Here is an 18,305-nt window from a genome sequence, read left to right as displayed (position 1 = left end):
GCGCCGTATCGGCAGTCCAGGGGCCACGATTCTCATGAGGAGTGATCATCACTCTCGCCCGGCTGTGGAGTGGGCGTCTCGGCCGGCGGTTCGCACGTGGGCGTCTTGCCGCCGGCGGAGGCGGTGCCGTTCGCGGCGGCCGGGCTGGTGCCCGCCGTCACCGTCCAGGACGATCCGCAGGGCAGGTCGGGGACGGTGAAGCCGACCGTCGCGGTGTAGGCGGTCTGGCCGGACAGCTCGACCGACTCGGTGTGCCGGACCTGGCCGGCGACGCCGAAGGCGACGCTCAGCCGTACCGGCTGGGTGTTCGCGGCGGCGACGGTGACGATCACGGTGGCACGGCCGCGCGCGTTCAGCGCGGCCCTGGCGATCGAGACCTGCCGCACCGCGGCGGGGCACGGCACGTCGGCGCTGGCGCTGTCCTGCCTGTCGCCCGCCCGTACGGCCACCGTGACCGTCCCGCCGCAGGGCCGCTCGCCGAAGGTGTGGTCGAACGCGCCGGTGTAGGAGGTGTCCCCCGACAGCGAGAGCGTCTTGGCGGCGACCTGGTCGCCGTTGAGCGCCATCGTGGCGGTGACGGGCACCTCGCCCGTGCCGCTGGTCTCGACGGCGATCCTGGCGCGCGCGGCCCGTCCGGGCGCCTGCGCCACGGCGAGGGAGACCCGCAGCCCGGTGACGGTCGTCGGGCACGCGGGCAGCGGCGCGCTGACGGTCTTCGCGCCGCCTGGCGCGGCGGGTGAGGTGGTGACCGTGAGCGTGACGATCCTGCCGCAGCGCCGCTCGCCGAGGTCGTGGCCGACGGGGCGGGTGTAGGTGGTCGCGCCGCTGACCCGGTTGCGTGCGGTGCGCACGACCTGGCCGTCGACGGCCAGGCGGGTGGTGATCGTGACGGGCCCGGTGCCCGTGGTGCGCAGGGAGACGGTGGCGGCGGCCCGCCCGGCCGCGTCGACCGACAGGGCGCCGACGTTCAGCGCCGACACGTTCGTCACCGGCCGCGGCGTCGGGGTGCCGGGCGTCGGTGTGGGAGTGGGTGTGGGAGTGGGGGAGGGCGTGGGTGTCGGGGTGCGGGTCGGCGTCGGTGTCGGGGTCGGGGTGGACGGCCGCGGCGTGGGAGTCGTTGTGGGCGGCTTCGGCGACGGTGAGGCGGAGGGCGGCCCCGCCGGTGAACCGGTGGGAGAGGGCGGGGCCTGCGTCTCCTGGCCGGTGTTCGATCCGGCGCCGACGTCCGGCTCGCCGGTCGGCTCGCCGCCGGCCTCCGGCGTGCCGGTCGGCAGCGTCGCCGGGCTCGGCGGCACGGCCGCGGCCGAGGGCTCCGAAGCCACCACGTCGATCGTCGCGGCGGGCGGCCGGTCCCTGCCGGCCAGCACGTAGCCGGTCACGCCCGCGGCCACCGCGACCGCCGTGGTGCCGATCAGCAGCCGCTTGCCGTGCCGCCGGGCCGTACGTCCGGTGTTCCTGAAGACGGTCCGGAAGAAGGACGAGCTCGTGGCGGGCGGCGGGGTCGCCGGCTGCGGCAGCAGCAGCGCCAGCAGCCCCACCAGGGCGGCCAGCCGGCGCCTGCCGTCCTCCTCCCATTCCTCGCCGTAGGCGGCCAGCGCCGCCCGCTCCACCTCGCCCACGAACGCGGCCGCGCTCGCCGGGCGGTCGGCGGGGTCCTTGGCCAGGCCGCGCGCCATCAGCTCCCGCACGCCCTCGGGCGCGTCGCGCAGGGGGATGGGCGCGTGCAGGTGCTGGTAGCCGAGGACGTGCGACTCCGTCGAGCGGTACGGCCGGTGCCCGGTCAGGCACTCGTAGAACACCACGGTGGCCGCGTAGACGTCGGTCGCGGGGGAGGCGGGCCGGCCCGACCACAGCTCGGGGGCCATGTACGGCGGGGTGCCCGTCGCCCGCGTGGCGGTGCCGTGCCGTACGGCGATGCCGAAGTCGACGAGTTTGCTGACGCCGTCGTCCCTGACGATGACGTTCTCCGGCTTGTAGTCACGGTGGACCAGGTGGGCCGCGTGCGCCCGCTCCAGGCCGAGAAGGGAACCCTTGAGCACCACCAGCGCCGCCTCGGGCCCGGTCGTGCCGTGCTCGCGCAGCAGCGCCCGCAGCGACACGCCGTTGACCAGCTCCATGACGATGGCGGCGCCGTCGGGCTCCTGGATGTACTCCCACATCCTGGCGATGTGCGGATCCACCAGCGTGGTCAGCACCTCGGCCTCGGCCCTGAAGGCGGCCAGCGCCCCGGGCTCGTGGCGCACCCGCTCCGAAAGGTACTTGACGGCGACGCTGACGCCCGTGTCGTCGTGCACGGCGAGCACGACCCTGCCGCTTCCGCCCGCCCCGAGTTGCCGTATCTCGGTGTAGCCGGGGGCGCTCCAAACCATGGCGCTCTCCCATCAGGAGTCTGGCCCACCTGATGAGACGTACGATCCGCCGTTCTGGTTGGCGGTCAACGCTCCTTGATATGGCCCGGTGTGTCGATCCCCTCGGGCAGCACCGGGTCAGGCACGGGCGCCCCCCACGAGGTGACCAGCGGGAGCACCCCGGCCCAGACCGGCAGCGCGTAGTCCTCGTCCTCGTCGACGGGCGCGCCGCCGCGCACCTTGACCGACGCCTCCTCCAGCGACAGCGCGAGCACCGCCGTGGCAGCCAGCTCCTTGCGGGTCGGCTGCCTGGCGTAGTCCCACTGGCCGGGGGCGAGCTGCTCGGTCAGCGCCCGCAGGCCGGCCATGCGCTCCTCCTCGTCGGTGACCAGCCTGGCCGCGCCGTAGATGATCGCCGATCGGTAGTTGACGGAGTGGTTGAAGACCGAGCGGGCCAGCACCAGGCCGTCGAGGTGGGTGACGGTGACGCAGACCTGCTCGCCCGACCCCGCCCGCAGCGAGCGGGCGCCGGTGGAGCCGTGCAGGTAGAGGGTGTCGCCGATGCGGCCGTAGCCGGTGGGCACGACCATGGGGTGACCGTTCATCACCACGCCCAGATGGCAGATGAGGCCGGAGTCGAGCACCTCGTAGAGGTCGTTCCTGTCGGTGCTGCCGCGGTGCTTCTCGCGTCCGAGCGTCGTGCGGGGTGTGGTGGAGAGCATGCCGTCACGCTATTGAGATAGTGGACCTGTCGTTAATGTCCACTAATAACCGCTTCTTGGAGACCACTTCGGTGCGCACCCTCGTCGACCTGCCCGTTGTCCTGACCAGGGATTCGGCGGTGCCGCTGTCCGTGCAGCTCGGCGACTGGCTGCGCGACGCCATGCGCGCGGGCGCCCTCACCGCGGGGATCCGCCTGCCGTCCTCGCGGGGGCTGGCCGCGCAGCTCGGCGTCAGCCGTACCGTGGTCACGGAGGCCTACCAGCAGCTCTACGCCGAGGGCTGGCTCGACGGCCGCCACGGCTCGGGCACCTACGTGGCCGACCTGTCGCAGGAGACGCCCCGCCCCGCACCCGCGCCCGCCCCCGCCGTGGTCCCCCCGGTACGGCGGGCCGCCCCGCTGATCGACCTCACCCCCGGCGGGCCGTGGGTCAAGGACTACGACCCGGCGGCGTGGAAGCGGGCCTGGCGCAGGGCCGCCGACCTGCCACCGGGCGCCGACCCCGACCCCTACGGCCTGCCGTTCCTGCGGGAGCTGCTGGCCGAGCACCTGCGCAGGACGCGGGCGATCGCGGTGGGCCCGGAGAACGTCCTGGTCACCAGGGGCACCGGCAACGGCCTCGACCTGGTCGCCATGGCCCTGCTCGGCCACGGGGCGCGGGCGGGCGTCGAGGAGCCCGGCTACCGGGTGGCCCGCGCCGTCTTCGCCGCCAGGGGTGCGGCGATCGTGCCGTGCCCCGTGGACGAGGACGGCGTGATCGTCGACGACCTGCCCGGCGATCTGCGCGTCCTCTACACCACTCCCGCCCACCAGTACCCGATGGGCGGGCGCCTGCCGATCCCGCGCAGGGAACGGCTGCTGGCCTGGGCGCGGCGCACCGGGGCGACGGTCGTGGAGGACGACTACGACGCGGAGTTCCGCTACGACGTGGCCCCGCTGCCCGCCCTGTACGGCCTCGACCCGGCCCGCGTGGTGCTGCTCGGCACGCTGTCGAAGTCGCTGGCCCCCGACGTGGGGGTGGGCTGGCTGGTCGGCGAACCGGAGCTGCTGCGGCGGATCGCCGCCATCAGGGACGACCTGTCCGATCGCACCAGCGGCCCGGTCCAGCAGGCCGTCGCCACCCTGCTGGAGCGCGGCGACCTCGACCGGCACCTGCGCAGGATGCGCCTGGAGTACGCCCGCCGCCGCGCGGCCGTGGTGGAGCTCCTCGGCCCGGTCTGCCGCCTGCACGGCGACACGGCGGGCCTGCACGTCCTGGCCGAGCTGCGACCCTCGGCGGTGGCCGGTCTCGTGACGGCGGCGGCCGCGGCGGGCGTCCTGCTCGACACCACCGCCCGCCACCACCACGGGCCGCCACGGGTGCACGGCCTGGTCATCGGGTACGGCTCCGCCTCGCTCGCCGACGTGCGGCGCGGCTGCCAGATCCTGGCCGACCTCATCCGCGGGCTGGAGTGAGCTCCCTCAGCACGGGCAGGGCGCGGTCGGCGTAGACCGGATCGACGGGCAGCACGTGCTCGGCCCACCAGCGGGCGTCGGCGGGAGCGGGCGAGGGGGTCGTGAACCCGGGGGCGTAGTCGTCGTAGGGCGGCGCGTAGAGGTAGCCGGTGGCCACGCCGCGGCGTTCGAGCGCGGCGATGGCCCGATCCCGCTCCTCCACCAGCAGCGGCACCCTGAACAGGGGCTGGTCCAGGTGGTCGAGGACACCCTCGGCCACGCTCGGCAGCTCGGCCAGCCGCCGCACCCCGGCCAGCCGCCGCGGCCGCACGCGCGCCACCTTGGCCACCTTGCGGCCCTGGTACCACCGGGCCGGCCCGCCGCGCCTGGTGCGGTAGGAGTGGAGGTCGGCGCGCACCCACGGGTCGAAGGGCGGCAGCGCGGGGCCGCCCGCCATGGCCGCCCGCAGCTCGGGGGCGCGCAGCGCGATGCGGTAGCCCTCGCGCTCCTCCTCCATGCCGAGGGCCCGCATCAGCCTCAGCGCGGGACGGACCAGGTCGAAGGTGAGGGCCGCCTGGCGGGCCATCGAGCTGGCCACGCTCAGCAGTTCGGCACGCCAGGACCCGGGCTGCAGCAGCAGGTCGCGCGCCTGCGCCAGCGCCTTGGCGTCGGCGGCGTCCGCGACGGCCAGCACTCCGCCCGAGCCCGCGCCCGCGTGCTTGGAGAGGCTGTAGACCCCCGCCGCGCCGAACGTCCCGAGCGGCCGGCCGCCGACCGTGGTCTCCATCGCGTGGGCGACGTCCTCGATGAGGAGCTTGCCGTCGAAGGCGGGCAGATCGTCGGGCAGGCCGTACAGGTTGGTGGTGAGCACGGCGTCGACGTCGGACAGGTCCGCGCGGGCCGGGTCGATGTTGCCGGTACGGCGCGACAGCGGCGCGATCACCGGCACCAGGCCCGCCGCGAGGACGAGGAAGAGGATCTCGTCGGCGGAGATCGGCGACATCAGCAGCCGCTGCCCCGGCGCGCAGAAGTGGCGCAGCGCGAGGTAGAGGCCCAGCCGGTTGGACGGCAGCGCGAGACAGTGCCGGCCGGTGCGCTCCTCGAGCGCCCGGACGGCGCTCACGCCTGCAGGGCCGTGCGCAGGCGGCCGTAGGTCTTCAGCGCGCGGTCGGCGGTCTTCAGCAGGAGCGGGTTGGCCATGACCGCGCCGCGCGCCTTGCGCACCGGAACCCTGATCATCCAGTGGACGCCGGCCCCCGCGCTGGCGCGCGCGACCCTGCCCTCTGCGACGTGGAGGTCGCCGGTCTTGAGCTTCTCCTTGTACTCCTTGGGGCCCCGGCCCATGTCGATGAGCCTGATCCCGGCGGCCGCCGCGGCCTCGGCCATGGCCAGGTGGTGGATCAGGCCGGGCGACGACTTGGCGTAGGCGGTGTCGTAGGCGGGGAACCAGCCCACGAGCGTGTGCCTGGTGCGCAGGCCGAAGTGGCCCGCCATCGGGACGCCGTCGACGTAGACCATGTCGAGCACGCCGGCGAACGCCTCGGTCTGCGTGGCGAGCAGCCGCTCGACCAGCTCGACGATCCAGCGGGTGGCGAACCTGTCGGTGCGGCCCGTGCGGCGGTACTGGTCGGTCTTCCAGGCCAGCAGCGTGTGGAGGGGCGCCGGATCGGTGACGGCGTAGTCGTGGCGCAGCGGCCCGACGTCGCGCTGGAGCTTGCGCGACTTGGCCAGCGTGCTCTTGTACGTCTTGCCGGAGTTGGCCATGAGGTAGTCGGTGTACGGCGCCCAGCCGTCGCTCAGGTCGATGACCGGCGAGGGGTGCAGCTCGTGTCGTTCGGCCAGCATCGGCTGCCCGGCCACCAGATGGTCGAACTCGAAGACGCCCAGCCCGCAGCTCTTGATCAGCTTCTGCGCGTCGATCTCCGCCTTGGTGTGCATGACCATGCCCTGGGCGTCGGTCAGGCCGGCGGCCACCGGCCTGCCGATGCCGAGCGGATGCCGCTCGAAGGGGAAGAATCCGACCACGTCGGTGCCGTCCTCGAGGACGGCGACGCGTGTCTGGTCGCGCGACTCGCCTACCGCGATCGTGAACTCCGGCGAGAGGAAGGGATTGTCGAAGGACGGGTCGGCCTCCTGCAAGGCCCTCCATCGGTCCACTTCCGGGCGCCCCAGGTCACGGGGGTGAACAAGAGTGATGCGCATGGGCTCCTACTGGGGTGTGCGGTCCCCGCCCGCCGTGCGGCATGGTCGGGTGTCGGGGGTACTTCCTGAGCAGACCATGCATGGCGGTTCACAGCAAACGTTAAGGGATGAGGGGGAGTGGTGGGCCGCCACTGCTGGCAAATTTAGGGAGTTCTCATGTTGGTGGCGTGAACAGAACCAGGTTCTAATGTGGTTCCATGACGGTACCTGGCATTGACTGGCCGCGTCTGGCCGCGTGGATGGGCGAGCACGTGCCGGCGGCGGGCGCGCCCGTCTCGGTGTCGCTGATCTCCGGCGGCAGGTCCAACCTGACCTATCTGGTCGAGGCGACCGAACAGCGGGTGGTGCTGCGCCGCCCTCCGCTCGGCCACGTCCTGCCGACCGCGCACGACATGCGCCGCGAGTGGCGGGTCATCTCCGCCCTGGACGGCACGCCGGTACCGGTCCCCCCGCCGCTCGCCTTCTGCTCCGACGAGGACGTGATCGGGGCGCCGTTCTACCTCATGGGCCACGTCGACGGCGCGGCCGTCCGCGACAGGGACGAGCTGGGCGCCCCGGGGGTGGAGGAGACCAGGCGGCTGTCGCAGCGGCTGGCCGAGGTGCTGGCCGAGATCCACGCGGTCGACTACACGGCCGTGGGCCTCGGCGACTTCGGCCGCCCCGACGGCTACCTGGCCAGGCAGCTCGATCGCTGGTGCCAGCAGTGGGCCCGTTCCGCGGACCGCGAGGACCCCGTCTACGACCGCCTCGTGGCCCGCCTGCGCGAGCGCATGCCCGCCACCTCGGCCGCCACGCTCGTGCACGGCGACTACCGCCTCGACAACACGCTGGTACGGCTCGCCCCACCGGAGATCCGCGCGGTCGTCGACTGGGAGATGTCGACGCTCGGCGACCCACTGGCCGACCTGGGTCTCACGCTCACCTACTGGCACGACCACGGTGACGACGAGCGCGCCTCGATCCCGGTGGCGGGCGACGTCACGCTCGCCCCCGGCTTCCTCAGCGCCGCCGAGTTCGCCGCCCACTACGCCAAGGTGTCCGGCAGGGACCTCGCCGACCTGGACTTCTACGTGGCGTTCGGCAACTTCAAGCTCGCGGTCATCGTGCAGGGTATCCACGCCAGGTTCCGGCAGGGTAAGACCGTGGGGGAGGGGTTCGACCGCATCGGCGACGCCGTGCCCCTCCTGCTCGCCCGCGCCCACCGCACGCTCGACCACCGCACGCTCGACCACGGCATCTCGTGATCCGGCCGGGGCAGGGCGCACCAGCGACAGCGAAGGAGATCCGATGAGCAGCGTTGTCCTCATCACCGGAGCCGCCAGCGGCATCGGCGCCGCGGTGGCGCGCAGGATGGCGGCGGGAGGGGCGCGATGCCTCCTCGTCGACCTCGACGAGGCGGGCGTCGAACGCGTCGCCAAGGAGGTCGGCGGGGCGTGGCTGGCCGGCGACGTCAGCGACCCCGAGACCTCGCGGCGCGCGGTGGACCTGGCCGTCGAGAGGTACGGCAGGCTCGACCTCGTCCACCTCAACGCAGGCATCGCCGGCGGCGTCGACCTGGCCGCCTTCGACCTGGAGCGCTACCGCCGCGCCATGGGCGTCAACGTCGACGGTGTCGTCTTCGGCGTCAACGCCGCCGTGCCCGTGCTGGCGGGCTCGGGCGGCGGCGCGATCGTCGTCACCGCCTCGCTGGCCGGCCTGGTCGGCTACGACGGCGACCCCGTCTACACGATGACCAAGCACGCCGTCGTCGGCCTGGTCAGGGCGCTGGCCGAACCGCTGGCCAGGACGGGGATCAGGATCAGCGCGGTGTGTCCCGGCTTCACCGACACCCCGCTCGTCGCCGGGCAGCGCGACATGTTCGTCGGCGCGGGCTTCCCGCTGCTCACGGCGGAGGACGTCGCGGGCGCCGTGGAAGCGGCCTTCTACACCAACGACCCCGGTACCCTGCTGATCGTCCAGCCAGGCAGGCCGCCGGTGCCCTACCGATATGCTGGCGTGCCGGGGCCCGCCGGAGGGCAGCGGCCGCCGATTCCCAGCTAATCGGTAGAGCAACATTCAAGCGTTCTGTAACCGAGCCGGTTACCTTTGGTGGAAAGCCGGGCACATCGACCCGGCTCTGTCATGTTGGAACGCTTCAGGAGGACCCCGGTGATACCGACGAACGGCCGTCACGCGCAACGGCGCTCCCCGTGGCCGATCGCCCTGGCCGCCGGAGTCGTCGCGGTGATCCTGGTCGCCGGCATCATGATCTACGCGGGAACCAGGACCAGGGGCGCCTCGGGCGAACCGGCCACCATCCCGCCGTCGCAGGCGGCGCCCACGCTGGCGGCGCCGCCCGTCACGGAGGGCTGGCCGCGCTGGGGCGTCACCCACACCCAGTACAGCGCCGACCAGGACACCGACGAGGGCAAGAACGGCGCGGCCAACGTGCTCGGCCGCGAGCCGATGCTGCAGAACCAGCACGTCATGGGCTGGGGAGCGGGCAACCCGGAACCGAGCCCCGGCCGGTACGACTTCCGTGACCTCGACCGGCGGATGAAGCTGATCTCCGAGACGCGGGGCATCCCGATCATCACGCTGTGCTGCGCCCCCGACTGGATGAGGGGCGGCACGCCGGGCCGTACCGACTGGACGAAGAACGCCACCACCGCCCCCCGGCGCGAGCACTTCGACGACTACGCCAAGCTGGCCGCGACCGTCGCCAAGCGCTACCCGACCGTCAAGCACTTCATGGTCTGGAACGAGTTCAAGGGCTTCTGGAACCAGGCCACCAACACCTGGGACGCCGAGTCCTACACCGACCTCTACAACAAGGTCTACGACGCGCTGAAGCAGGTCAACCCGGAGATCAAGGTCGGCGGGCCGTACGTGCCGATCGACCATCACGCGCCGACGGCGGGCGAGTCGCCCGTCACCGGCCCGTGGGGCACCGTCGACCGGCGGGTGCTCGGCGCCATCGAGTACTGGATCAAGAACAAGAAGGGCGCCGACTTCGTCGTCATCGACGGCGCCACCATGACCAGGGACCAGCCGCCCACCCCCGACGAGTTCAGCGCGACGGCCAAGTTCACCGCGATCACCGCGTGGTTGCGGCAGCAGGCCCCCGACCTGCCCGTCTGGTGGGCCGAGTACTACATGGAGCCGGAGAACACCGGCTGGACCGAGGAGCGGACCGCCGCGGTGCAGGCCACCGCGATGATGGAGTTCGCCAAGAGCGGCGTGACCACCGCGCTCTACTGGAACCCGCACAAGAAGGACGCCGGCGCGTGCCACGCCTGCCTGTGGGTGCCCGGCACCGGCGAGGAGATGCCGATGGCGGGCCTGCTGAGCGGGTTCGTCAAGTGGTTCCCCGCGGACGTGCGGCTCGAGCAGGTGACCTCGAGCGACCCGAAGGTGCGCGTGCTCGCCCAGCCGCAGCAGATGGTGATGGTCAACACCACCGATGCGCAGCTGACGGCGACGGTGGACGGGCAGCAGTTCACCTTCGGGCCCTACGAGATCAAGTGGAGCCAGCGCGGCAGCACCGGCTAGACGGCCTTGAGGAACCCGCCGTCGACGACGAACTCCGCGCCCGTCGTGCTGGCCGAGCGGGGCGAGGCCAGCAGGGCGATCACGTCGGCGACCTCCTGCGGCTCGACGAGCCGGCCCGTCGCCAGGTTCATCATCTGCGGCGCCACCGTGTCCATCACGCTGTCACGGTCGGCGCCCGTGACTCCGGCGAGGATGTCGGCGGCGCCGCCCTCCTCCGTCCACCACGCGGTCCTGACCGGGCCGGGGGCCACGGTGTTGACCCTGATGCCCTGCGGCGCGTACTCCTCCGACAGCGCCTTCGACACGTTCAGCAGGCCCGCCTTGGCCGCCTGGTAGTCGACGTTCATCGCGCCGGGCTGCCGCACCGCGCCGGTGGTGACGTTCACGATCGCGCCGCCGCCGCGCTCCAGCAGGTGCGGGATCGCCGCCCGTACGGCCCGCACGACCGCGAACAGGTTGAACTCGAACATCTCCCGCCAGTCGGCGTCCGTCGGTGCCAGGAAGCTGAAACGGGGGAGCTTCACGCCGGGCGGCGGGCCGCCGGCGTTGTTCACCAGGATGTCGAGCCCGCCGTAGACCTCGACGGCACGCTGCACCGCGGCGGCGGGCCCGTCGGGGTCCATCAGGTCGATGGCGGCGTGCGTCAGGTTGGGTCCGGCCAGCGCGTCGAGCTCGGGGTTGCTCTTGCGGGAGACGGCCACGACCTTCGCCCCCTCCTGCAGGAGAGTGGCGACGGTGGCAAGGCCGATGCCCTTGGAGGCCCCCGTGACGACGGCCACGCGGCCGGAGAGCTGCAGATCCATGAGTGAACCTTTCAGTGAATGTCGATACATCCCCTGAAACACCGGCCCCCTCAGGTCGGTTGCACTTTTTTCGCGGGAATCTTCCAGTAGGTGAGCGCGCGCAGGAGCCACTCCACGGGGCCGTAGCGATGGCGGTGCAGCCACCAGTGGCTGGCGGCCGCCTGGAAGGCGAAGACGGCGAGCGCGACGAGCATCTCGGCGGGCGGGCTGACCCGGTCGACGAGCGCCAGGCCGTACCCGGTGAAGATCAGCGAGCAGATGGCCGACTGCCCGAGGTAGTTGGTCAGCGCCATCCGGCCGGGAGCGGCCAGCAGCCGGCCCAGGCGCGGCAGGTGCGGCAACAGGCGCAGCAGCGTGGCCGCGTAGGCGGCGGCCAGCAGGGGCGCGGTGACGAGGTCGACCGCCTGGCCGAGCAGGCGCAGCACCCCGCTCGAGCCGCCCCAGGTCGAGTAGGCGTGGATGGCCTGGCCGGCGATCCCCACCGTGAAGCCGTAGCGCTGGAGCGTGCGCAGCGTCGCCGGGTTCGGCGCGCGCAACGCGCCCTGCTTGCCGAGGGCGAGCCCGACCAGGCACGCGGCCAGGACGGCGGGCCCCTGGAACAGCACGCGCAGCACGGCGATCATCGACAGCTCGTGCAGGTGCTCCGCGATGATCATCCCGGGTCCTCCGCGCAGCAGCATGTCGGTCCTGAGCGCCTCGGCCGCCCCGCCCGAACCCGTGCCCGGCACGTGGAAGCCGAGGCCGGCCGCCACGGCGGCGAGGACGAAGGCGACGGCGAGCAACGACGTCAGCGTGACTGCCGCGATCAGCGCGGTCCGTGCCGGGAGCGTCCGTAACGCGAGCAGCGCGAGCCCGACCACGGCGTAGGTGGCCAGGATGTCGCCGGGGAACAGCAGCACGCCGTGCGCGAGGCCCAGCAGGAACAGCCCGGCCAGCCGGCGCAGGAACATCGGCGAGAACGCCGCGCCGCGCCTGGCGGCCGAGTCGAGTTGCAGGGTGAGGCTGTAGCCGAACAGGAAGGAGAACAGCAGGTAGAACTTGTTCTCCAGGAACATGGTGACGAACCAGCGCACCCCCCAGTCGAGGGGGCCGTCGAACCCTGGTTCCGGCAGGCCCGCCATCCGGTAGCCGGAGCCGAGGAAGGCGATGTTGACGGCAAGGATGCCGAGCAGCGCGAAGCCACGCAGCGCGTCGACGGCGGCGATCCGGTCTCCGGACGCGCGAGATGATGTCCACATCAAGGGGACATCATCTCGCAACCTGAGGGTTTGCTGTGACTTTTCGGAATTTAGTGGAACATATTTAGACCGATGTAGAGGAATCGCTCCACGATCACGGCGAGCGCGATCACGAACGCCGGCACCGCCACCCACAGCAGCCTGCGGCGGGCTCGCGGCGCCTTGTCCCTGCCGTGCAGGCGGATCACCTCGTAGGAGAACAGGGCCAGCCAGGTGACGGCCAGGGCCAGCACGCCGACGACGCTCCAGGGAGAGCCCGGATCGCCGGGACCGCCGCTGGAGTAACGGGGCAACGGGATCTCGGTGCCCTTGACGAACTTCTTCCACGTGTAGAGCGCGGCGCTCTCGTTGGAGTAGACCTTCTTGATCTCCTTGGAGCCGTCGAGCGCGGCCACGAACCGCTGGTACCAGTCGTCCGGGTAGCCCTCGTTCAGCTGCAGGTAGGCGGCCTGCCCCCGGGTGACGGCCAGGAAGGTGTTGCGCTCGCTGCTCTTGAGCTTGTCGACCACGCCCTTGATGTCGGTCGGGTCCTTGTGGACCAGCGCCTGCTGGGTGAAGTCGACCTTCTCGAAGTCCTTCTCGCCCCACGGCAGGATCGGCGTGACCTCGGGGCCGAGCTTGGGCGTCAGGTAGAGCACCCTGGCGCTCGGCTGGTCGTGCTCGTAGACGTAGCGCATCGCGGCGACCTCGCCCGCGGTCACCCGCTCGAACTTCTCGTTGCCGTAGCGGGCGATGAGGAAGGCCATCGACAGGGTGACCGCCACGCACGCGGCCAGCACGATCGAGACGATCCTGGTGGTCCGCGGGTGGAACCTGACGTTGCGCTTGCGGAAGGGCACCGTCTCGTCGGAGGCGTCCTCGCTGTCGGCGGGCAGGTTGGGGAAGAAGGCGTAGGCGGCCAGCAGGCAGGCGCCGGGCAGCATGAACATGTAGACCCGCAGGCCCATCTCGCCGCCGTAGCTCTGCAGGCCCATGGCCAGCACCGGCACGCACAGCAGGACGAGCGCCGCCCTGTCGAACACGCCCCGGCGCAGCCGCCTGAACAGGCCCGCCGCCGCCAGCAGCAGCACGACCGCGCAGATGCCGAGACGCGTCTTGAGGACCAGCGCGTGGATGGGGTCGCTACCCGCGATCCGGTCACCGGTGCCGCGCTGGAGGTTTTCCAGCAGCCGGCCGATGCCGCCGAAGATGGCGTCCATGTTGCCCTGCCAGAACCCGACCGTCTGGTAGCTGATCCACGCCAGCACCACCAGGCCGAAGAAGAACGGCAGCGCCCACGTCAGCGAGGTCCGCTTGACCAGCAGGAAGGCGGTCAGCACGCCCAGCATCATGAACGGGGTGATCTGGTGCGAGGCCGTCGCGGCGAAGAACAGCGCGATCAGCATGAGCAGCATCAGCAGCTTGTCGGCCCTGAAGGTGCCGGTGTAGGCCAGCTCGCCGGGCAGCATCGTGTCGAGCTTGGCCAGCAGCCTGCGGATGCGGCCCTTGGCCGGCAGCGGCCTGGCGCGCGTCTCCACCTTGCCGAACCAGCGCAGCAGGATCGCCACGAAGGCCAGATAGAGGGCGAAGGTGAAGCCCTGGGGTGAGAAGTAGTCCTGGCCGATCCACTGCACGAGGATGAACAGCAGCGCCGCGAACCACCTTGCCCGCGTGGTCGCCACCACCTGGCGCAGGATCAGCACGAAGGGCAGCAGGTAGAGCAGGTTCGACAGCAGCGGCGTCCAGTTGAGGATCGTCGTGAAGTCGGTGATGCCCGCCGCCTTGCCGACGAACGCGAAGAGCGCGAAGAAGCCGGGCCAGGCCATCCGGGCGTCGAGGGAGATGGCCGTCTCGCCGGTTCTGGAGATGAAGTCGACGAAGCCGGCGTGCACGTACGCGGTGGGGAAGCGTGGCGCCTCGGCCACGATCGCCCCCGCTCCGTGCAGGGCGAACGTGATCGCGGCGATCTGGAACAGCAGCAGGAACTTGCGGTCGGTGCTCTGCGTGACCGTCATGAAGAACGAGACGATCATGAGGATGATCGCGAAGAACGCGCTCAACGGCATCGCGGAGATCAGCCCGAGCCCGCTGATGTCGGCGGGGTCGACGCCCCGCAGCGGCCCCGGCGAGACCCGCAGCGCCAGGACGTACATGAGCAGGCCCTCGATGACCAGCACGACCGGCAGCCAGCGGGGCGCGCTCTGCGCCAGCGCCGCCAGCCGCGCGCCCCACCCCGGGGCGGCGGGCTTCCGCTGCGGTACGGCAGGCGTCCTGGGCGCTTCTGGAGCTTCGGGGACTCCGGGGGCTTCAGGGGCTTCAGGGACTCCGGGGGCTTCGGGGGCTCCGGGGGCACGGCCGACGTGCGCGAACTCGGCGACGGGGACGCGCTTGGCGACGGTCGTGGCCTCGGTGCCGTCCTCCTGCTCGTCAGCGGACTCCTCGGGCTGCGCGCCGGTCCGGGACGCAGGCGAGGGCAGGCGTACGACCTGGGTGACCTCGGTGACGTCGTCGAGCTCCGGCTCCGGCTCGGGCGGCCGGATGACCGGGTTGGTCTCGTCGCCGTCGCCCTCGTCCCGCCCGGGCGGGGCGGTCTCCAGGGTGACGTCGCCCTCGTCGTTGTCCTGCGCCGCCTGCGGGAGGGCGCTCTCCCCGGTGGTCTCGTCGTCGGAGGCCTGCGCCAGCCGCGGGAGGGCGCTCTCCTGGGTGGCCTCGTCCTCGGCGGTCTCCGGATCGTCGGTCTCCGGGTCGCCGGGTGGCGGGGCGGCGTCCTCGTCCTGGGCGCCGGGCTCACGGGCACCGGTCTCGGGAGTGGCGGGCTCGTCCAGGGGGATCGTGATCCGGGGGATCACGCCGGTGGCGTCGGGGTCGAAGCCGGGCTCCTCCGACACGTCGCTCTCCTCCACCTCCGCGGCGTCAGAAGCCGCGGACGTGCCGGTCGTGTCCCTTGCCATCGCCTCGCCCGCCGGTTGCCTCACGTTGACCATCATGCGACCTCGGGCGACGCTTGCGTGACGCGTGGTTGCCCGGTATCGCCATGTCTGAGAATTTTACGGAGACTTCTGAAGATCAACAACGCTACCAAAATCTCGCTGAAGAGAAGACCGTATCCCACGGCGTTCACGCCTGCGACCGGGAAGAGCGCCATGATCGAGGCGAGCACGAGCACCGCCAGCCCGATCTGCACCACCGCCAGCTTCCGCGCCTGCCCGAGCGCGCGCAACGAGCTCAGGTAGACCTCGATGAGCACCCTCGGCAGGACCGCCAGCGCCATCAGCCGCAGCAGCGTGGTGCCCTCGACGGCGAACTCCGAGCCGAAGATGGTCAGGATGAGCGGGGCGGCGACCAGCGCCACGCCGATGATCGGTCCGATGATCATCAGGGCGCGCTTCAGCGACCTCCTCGCGTTGGCCGCCAGGCTCGAACGGTCGAACGAGCCCTCCACCGTCAGCGAGACCGCCATGTTCATCGCCAGCAGCTCGATCATGCAGCCCAGCGTGTGCGCCATGGAGAAGCGCCCGAAGGCGGCCTCGCCCAGCCTGGCCGCGACCAGCACGGGCACCAGGTAGACGATCGCCAGCATCGACAGCGTGCCGGGGAAGTCGCCGGCCAGGAACCTGCCCATCTCGCGCAGCCGCGGCGGATCGGCGTTCTGCTCGGCCGTCGCGCGGATGTGCCGCGGCACCTGGATGCCGAAGATCAGGAAGTTGATCGGGACGAGCGCGATCGCCGTCGGGATCATCCAGGAGACGAAGATGCCGCCGTCGGGCAGCCGGCTCGCGAGAACCGCCAGCAGGGCCATCTTGACCACGCCGAAGACCAGGTTGTTCACCGGCACCCAGGTGGCCTGGCGCAGCCCGGTGAGCGCCACGTCCTGCAGGGTGAACACCGACCACACCAGCACCGAGCCGAGGAAGAACAGGCTCATGGCGGGAGTGCCGAGCACCGCGTAGATGTCGCCCCACACCGGCAGCGTCAGCAGGAAGCCGACGGCGGCGGCGCCGCCCGTGGCGGCCGCCATGCCGTACCCGCGCAGGATGACGGCGCCGGTGCCGCGGCCCGCGACGGGGATGTACCTGGCCAGCGCGCCCACGAAGCCGAGCGCGGTCAGCGAGGCGAACAGCCGCATCGCGGTGATGAGCGCCTGGCCCCTGCCGAACTCCTCGGGGGTGTAGAAGCGGGTGGCCAGCAGCCAGTAGCCCATGCCGAGGGTGGCGGTGATCGCCGTGTTGGCCATGAGCGCGTAGCCGTTGCGGAACAGCGGGTTGCGCAGGTCCTGCAGGAGCTTGTGCAGGACCGTTCGCTCAGACATTCCCGCGTACCCGCTGCAGCCCGTATCTGGTCCGCCGCACCACGGCGTAGCCCTTGGTGAGCACCCTTTCCCGCAGGTAGATCAACGGCACCGCGGAGCCCTCGACGGCGCGCCTGAACATGCTCATCGACGTCTGCCTGCCCACGGTGAGCCGCGGGATGGCCAGCAGGTCGTGGCGGTCGGCGGCCAGCGCGTTGTTGACCGCGCAGGCCGCCCAGTAGCCCGCCCTGCGCACCTCGCGGCGCACCCTGGCGCTGGAGTAGCCGTAGGGGTAGGCCATCGTGGCGACCGGCGCGCCGATCCTGTCCTCGAGCAGCCCCTTGTTCCTGCGCAGCTCCTGCCGCAGCTCGGCGTCGGGCAGCTGGTCGAGCTGGGGGTGGCTGTGGCTGTGGCCGCCGATCTCGATGCCGGACTGCGCGATCTCGCGCGCCTGGCCCCAGGTGAGCATGTCGTCGAGCGGGCGGCCCGCGGCGTCCTTGCCCGCGTCGGCGACCCAGCCGCTGGTCAGGAAGACCGTGGCGGGGAAGTCGTACTGCTCGAGGATCGGCAGCGCGTTGGTGTGGAAGTCGGCGTAGCCGTCGTCGAAGGTGAGCACGACCGGCTTGTCGGGCAGCGACCGGCCGTTGTTCTTGTGGACGGCGGCGACCAGGTCGGCCACCGTCAGCGGGGTGAAGCCCCGCGTCGACAGGTAGTCGACCTGCTCGGCGAAGTCGGAGGTGCGCACCGCGTGCGGCCTGGTGTCCTGGTTGGGCCGCTCGGTGACCGAGTGGTACATCAGGATCGGCACCCTGATCATGTGCGCACCGCCTTCAGCCGGGCCGAGCCGACCACGTAACCCCAGGTCGTCCAGGCCAGCCCGATCACGATCGCGAAGGCCCTGCCGAGCCCCGACGCGTCGCCGCGCACCGCGTCGCCCAGGCCGCGCAGCGCGCCCAGCGGCAGCGCCTTCAGCGCGTGCGCGCGCTCGCTCTTCAGTCCGTCCTGCGTGCCGACGCTCTGCGTGACCAGGGCCTTGGACAGGCCCTCGGCGTAGCAGCGGGAACGGAAGTAGGCGAAGGTGGCCCGCTGGGCCGGCACCTTGTGGCCGATCACCGCGGCGGGCTCGTACAGCATGACGGAACCGGGTCTGCGCTGGGCGAGCCTGATGCAGAACTCGGTCTCCTCGCAGCCCAGCGGGCGGCTCTTGCGGCCCTGCACGCTGCGGCCGATGCCGCTGTGGAAGCCGCCGACCTCGCCGACGGCCTGACGCCTGAACGCGGCGTTGCCGCCCATGACGTTGCGGATGGGCGACCGTACGGCGGGCATGCCCCGGTAGCTGCACCCCACGGTCCAGTCGAACTCGTGGGGGAACCAGCCGGGGCGCCTGCCGGTCTGCCAGAGCGGGTCGGTCCTGCCTCCCACGCCGACCACTGCGGGGTCCTGGAAGCCCTCCTCCAAAGCCTCCAACCACCCCGCGTCGGCCACGGCGTCGTCGTCGAGATAGGCGACGATGTCGCCGGTCGCCACGTCGGCCCCGGTGTTCTTGCCGCCCGACAACCCCTTGTCGTGGGCGTTCTCCACCACGATGGCGCGTGGATAGGCCCGCTTCAGCTTGAGCAGCAGATCCGGGTTGTAGTCGACGACCAGGATCAGCTCATGCGCGGGACGCCGCTGGCGTTCGACGGACTCCACCGCTTCCCTGATGTCCTCCCAGCGGTCCTCGGTGTAGACGCAGATGACGACCGAACTTTTCATGACGGA

14 protein-coding genes are annotated in these 18,305 nt (G+C 71.7%); 4 read left to right on the top strand and 10 right to left on the bottom strand.

All coding sequences use genetic code 11. The annotated features are described in order from the left end of the window. Positions 1–32: 32 nt before the first annotated feature. Together ABZX22_RS26205 and ABZX22_RS26200 are read right to left on the bottom strand one after the other, a co-directional pair. The gene (locus ABZX22_RS26205; RefSeq protein ID WP_354913624.1) at positions 33–2,369 is read right to left on the bottom strand and encodes a serine/threonine-protein kinase; all 2,337 of its coding nucleotides are present in this window, start codon (positions 2,367–2,369) and stop codon (positions 33–35) included. Between the two features lie 65 nt (positions 2,370–2,434). Beyond that, positions 2,435–3,070, bottom strand: a complete 636-nt coding sequence (locus tag ABZX22_RS26200; RefSeq protein ID WP_354913622.1) for a pyridoxamine 5'-phosphate oxidase family protein — start codon at positions 3,068–3,070, stop codon at positions 2,435–2,437. Positions 3,071–3,141: 71 nt separating this feature from the next. Here ABZX22_RS26200 and ABZX22_RS26195 point away from each other — a divergent pair, with 71 nt between their 5' ends. Beyond that, complete coding sequence (locus tag ABZX22_RS26195; RefSeq protein ID WP_354913830.1) at positions 3,142–4,524, top strand: PLP-dependent aminotransferase family protein; 1,383 nt, start codon at positions 3,142–3,144, stop codon at positions 4,522–4,524. Here ABZX22_RS26195 and ABZX22_RS26190 read toward each other — a convergent pair. Both ABZX22_RS26190 and ABZX22_RS26185 read right to left on the bottom strand, forming a co-directional pair. After that, positions 4,505–5,626 carry a DegT/DnrJ/EryC1/StrS family aminotransferase gene (locus ABZX22_RS26190; RefSeq protein ID WP_354913621.1) on the bottom strand — a complete coding sequence of 374 codons (1,122 nt, stop codon included), beginning with the start codon at positions 5,624–5,626 and terminating at the stop codon, positions 4,505–4,507. The two genes, ABZX22_RS26195 and ABZX22_RS26190, sit on opposite strands and share 20 nt — an antisense overlap. Continuing rightward, on the bottom strand, positions 5,623–6,642 hold the full coding sequence (locus tag ABZX22_RS26185) for a GNAT family N-acetyltransferase (protein WP_354913619.1): 1,020 nt from the start codon (positions 6,640–6,642) through the stop codon (positions 5,623–5,625). The genes ABZX22_RS26190 and ABZX22_RS26185 overlap by 4 nt, the downstream gene beginning before the upstream one ends. 260 nt (positions 6,643–6,902) lie before the next feature. On the opposite strand from ABZX22_RS26185, the gene ABZX22_RS26180 reads away from it, so the two are divergent. The 3 genes from ABZX22_RS26180 (at position 6,903) to ABZX22_RS26170 (ending at position 10,236) form a co-directional block, all read left to right on the top strand. Beyond that, a complete protein-coding gene (locus tag ABZX22_RS26180; protein WP_354913618.1) occupies positions 6,903–7,949 on the top strand; it encodes a phosphotransferase family protein in 1,047 nt (348 codons plus the stop codon). 43 nt (positions 7,950–7,992) lie between these two features. Next, the gene (locus ABZX22_RS26175) at positions 7,993–8,745 is read left to right on the top strand and encodes an SDR family oxidoreductase (protein WP_354913616.1); all 753 of its coding nucleotides are present in this window, start codon (positions 7,993–7,995) and stop codon (positions 8,743–8,745) included. A 108-nt stretch (positions 8,746–8,853) separates the two neighbouring features. Then, positions 8,854–10,236 (top strand): xylan 1,4-beta-xylosidase, encoded by a 1,383-nt coding sequence (locus ABZX22_RS26170; RefSeq protein WP_354913614.1) that lies wholly within the window; start codon positions 8,854–8,856, stop codon positions 10,234–10,236. Here ABZX22_RS26170 and ABZX22_RS26165 read toward each other — a convergent pair. From ABZX22_RS26165 to ABZX22_RS26140, 6 genes are read right to left on the bottom strand one after another with little or no spacing between them, the layout of a single operon-like run. Then, positions 10,233–11,039, bottom strand: a complete 807-nt coding sequence (locus ABZX22_RS26165; protein WP_354913612.1) for an SDR family NAD(P)-dependent oxidoreductase — start codon at positions 11,037–11,039, stop codon at positions 10,233–10,235. The two genes, ABZX22_RS26170 and ABZX22_RS26165, sit on opposite strands and share 4 nt — an antisense overlap. A gap of 50 nt (positions 11,040–11,089) precedes the next feature. Then, a complete protein-coding gene (locus ABZX22_RS26160) occupies positions 11,090–12,277 on the bottom strand; it encodes a DUF418 domain-containing protein (RefSeq protein ID WP_354913610.1) in 1,188 nt (395 codons plus the stop codon). Between the two features lie 50 nt (positions 12,278–12,327). Beyond that, complete coding sequence (locus ABZX22_RS26155; protein WP_354913608.1) at positions 12,328–15,231, bottom strand: hypothetical protein; 2,904 nt, start codon at positions 15,229–15,231, stop codon at positions 12,328–12,330. Between the two features lie 8 nt (positions 15,232–15,239). Continuing rightward, positions 15,240–16,565, bottom strand: coding sequence for a hypothetical protein (locus ABZX22_RS26150; RefSeq protein ID WP_354913607.1), 1,326 nt, complete (start codon positions 16,563–16,565; stop codon positions 15,240–15,242). Beyond that, the gene (locus ABZX22_RS26145) at positions 16,558–17,361 is read right to left on the bottom strand and encodes a polysaccharide deacetylase family protein (RefSeq protein WP_354913605.1); all 804 of its coding nucleotides are present in this window, start codon (positions 17,359–17,361) and stop codon (positions 16,558–16,560) included. Before ABZX22_RS26145 ends, ABZX22_RS26150 begins: the two co-directional genes overlap by 8 nt. Then, positions 17,358–18,299 carry a glycosyltransferase family 2 protein gene (locus ABZX22_RS26140; RefSeq protein ID WP_354913604.1) on the bottom strand — a complete coding sequence of 314 codons (942 nt, stop codon included), beginning with the start codon at positions 18,297–18,299 and terminating at the stop codon, positions 17,358–17,360. The genes ABZX22_RS26145 and ABZX22_RS26140 overlap by 4 nt, the downstream gene beginning before the upstream one ends. Positions 18,300–18,305 lie beyond the last annotated feature (6 nt).

Source organism: Nonomuraea sp. NPDC003804, assembly GCF_040610675.1.
Taxonomy (GTDB): domain Bacteria; phylum Actinomycetota; class Actinomycetes; order Streptosporangiales; family Streptosporangiaceae; genus Nonomuraea.
Note: the sequence above shows the minus strand (reverse complement) of the source record. Positions and strands in the feature narration are given on the sequence as shown.

Coding starts and splice junctions, on each gene's coding strand:
- ABZX22_RS26205 (WP_354913624.1), bottom strand. CDS start 2,369: ATGGTTTGGAGCGCCCCCGGCTACACCGAGATACGGCAACTCGGGGCG.
- ABZX22_RS26200 (WP_354913622.1), bottom strand. CDS start 3,070: ATGCTCTCCACCACACCCCGCACGACGCTCGGACGCGAGAAGCACCGC.
- ABZX22_RS26180 (WP_354913618.1), top strand. CDS start 6,903: ATGACGGTACCTGGCATTGACTGGCCGCGTCTGGCCGCGTGGATGGGC.
- ABZX22_RS26175 (WP_354913616.1), top strand. CDS start 7,993: ATGAGCAGCGTTGTCCTCATCACCGGAGCCGCCAGCGGCATCGGCGCC.
- ABZX22_RS26165 (WP_354913612.1), bottom strand. CDS start 11,039: ATGGATCTGCAGCTCTCCGGCCGCGTGGCCGTCGTCACGGGGGCCTCC.
- ABZX22_RS26160 (WP_354913610.1), bottom strand. CDS start 12,277: ATGTGGACATCATCTCGCGCGTCCGGAGACCGGATCGCCGCCGTCGAC.
- ABZX22_RS26150 (WP_354913607.1), bottom strand. CDS start 16,565: ATGTCTGAGCGAACGGTCCTGCACAAGCTCCTGCAGGACCTGCGCAAC.
- ABZX22_RS26145 (WP_354913605.1), bottom strand. CDS start 17,361: ATGATCAGGGTGCCGATCCTGATGTACCACTCGGTCACCGAGCGGCCC.
- ABZX22_RS26140 (WP_354913604.1), bottom strand. CDS start 18,299: ATGAAAAGTTCGGTCGTCATCTGCGTCTACACCGAGGACCGCTGGGAG.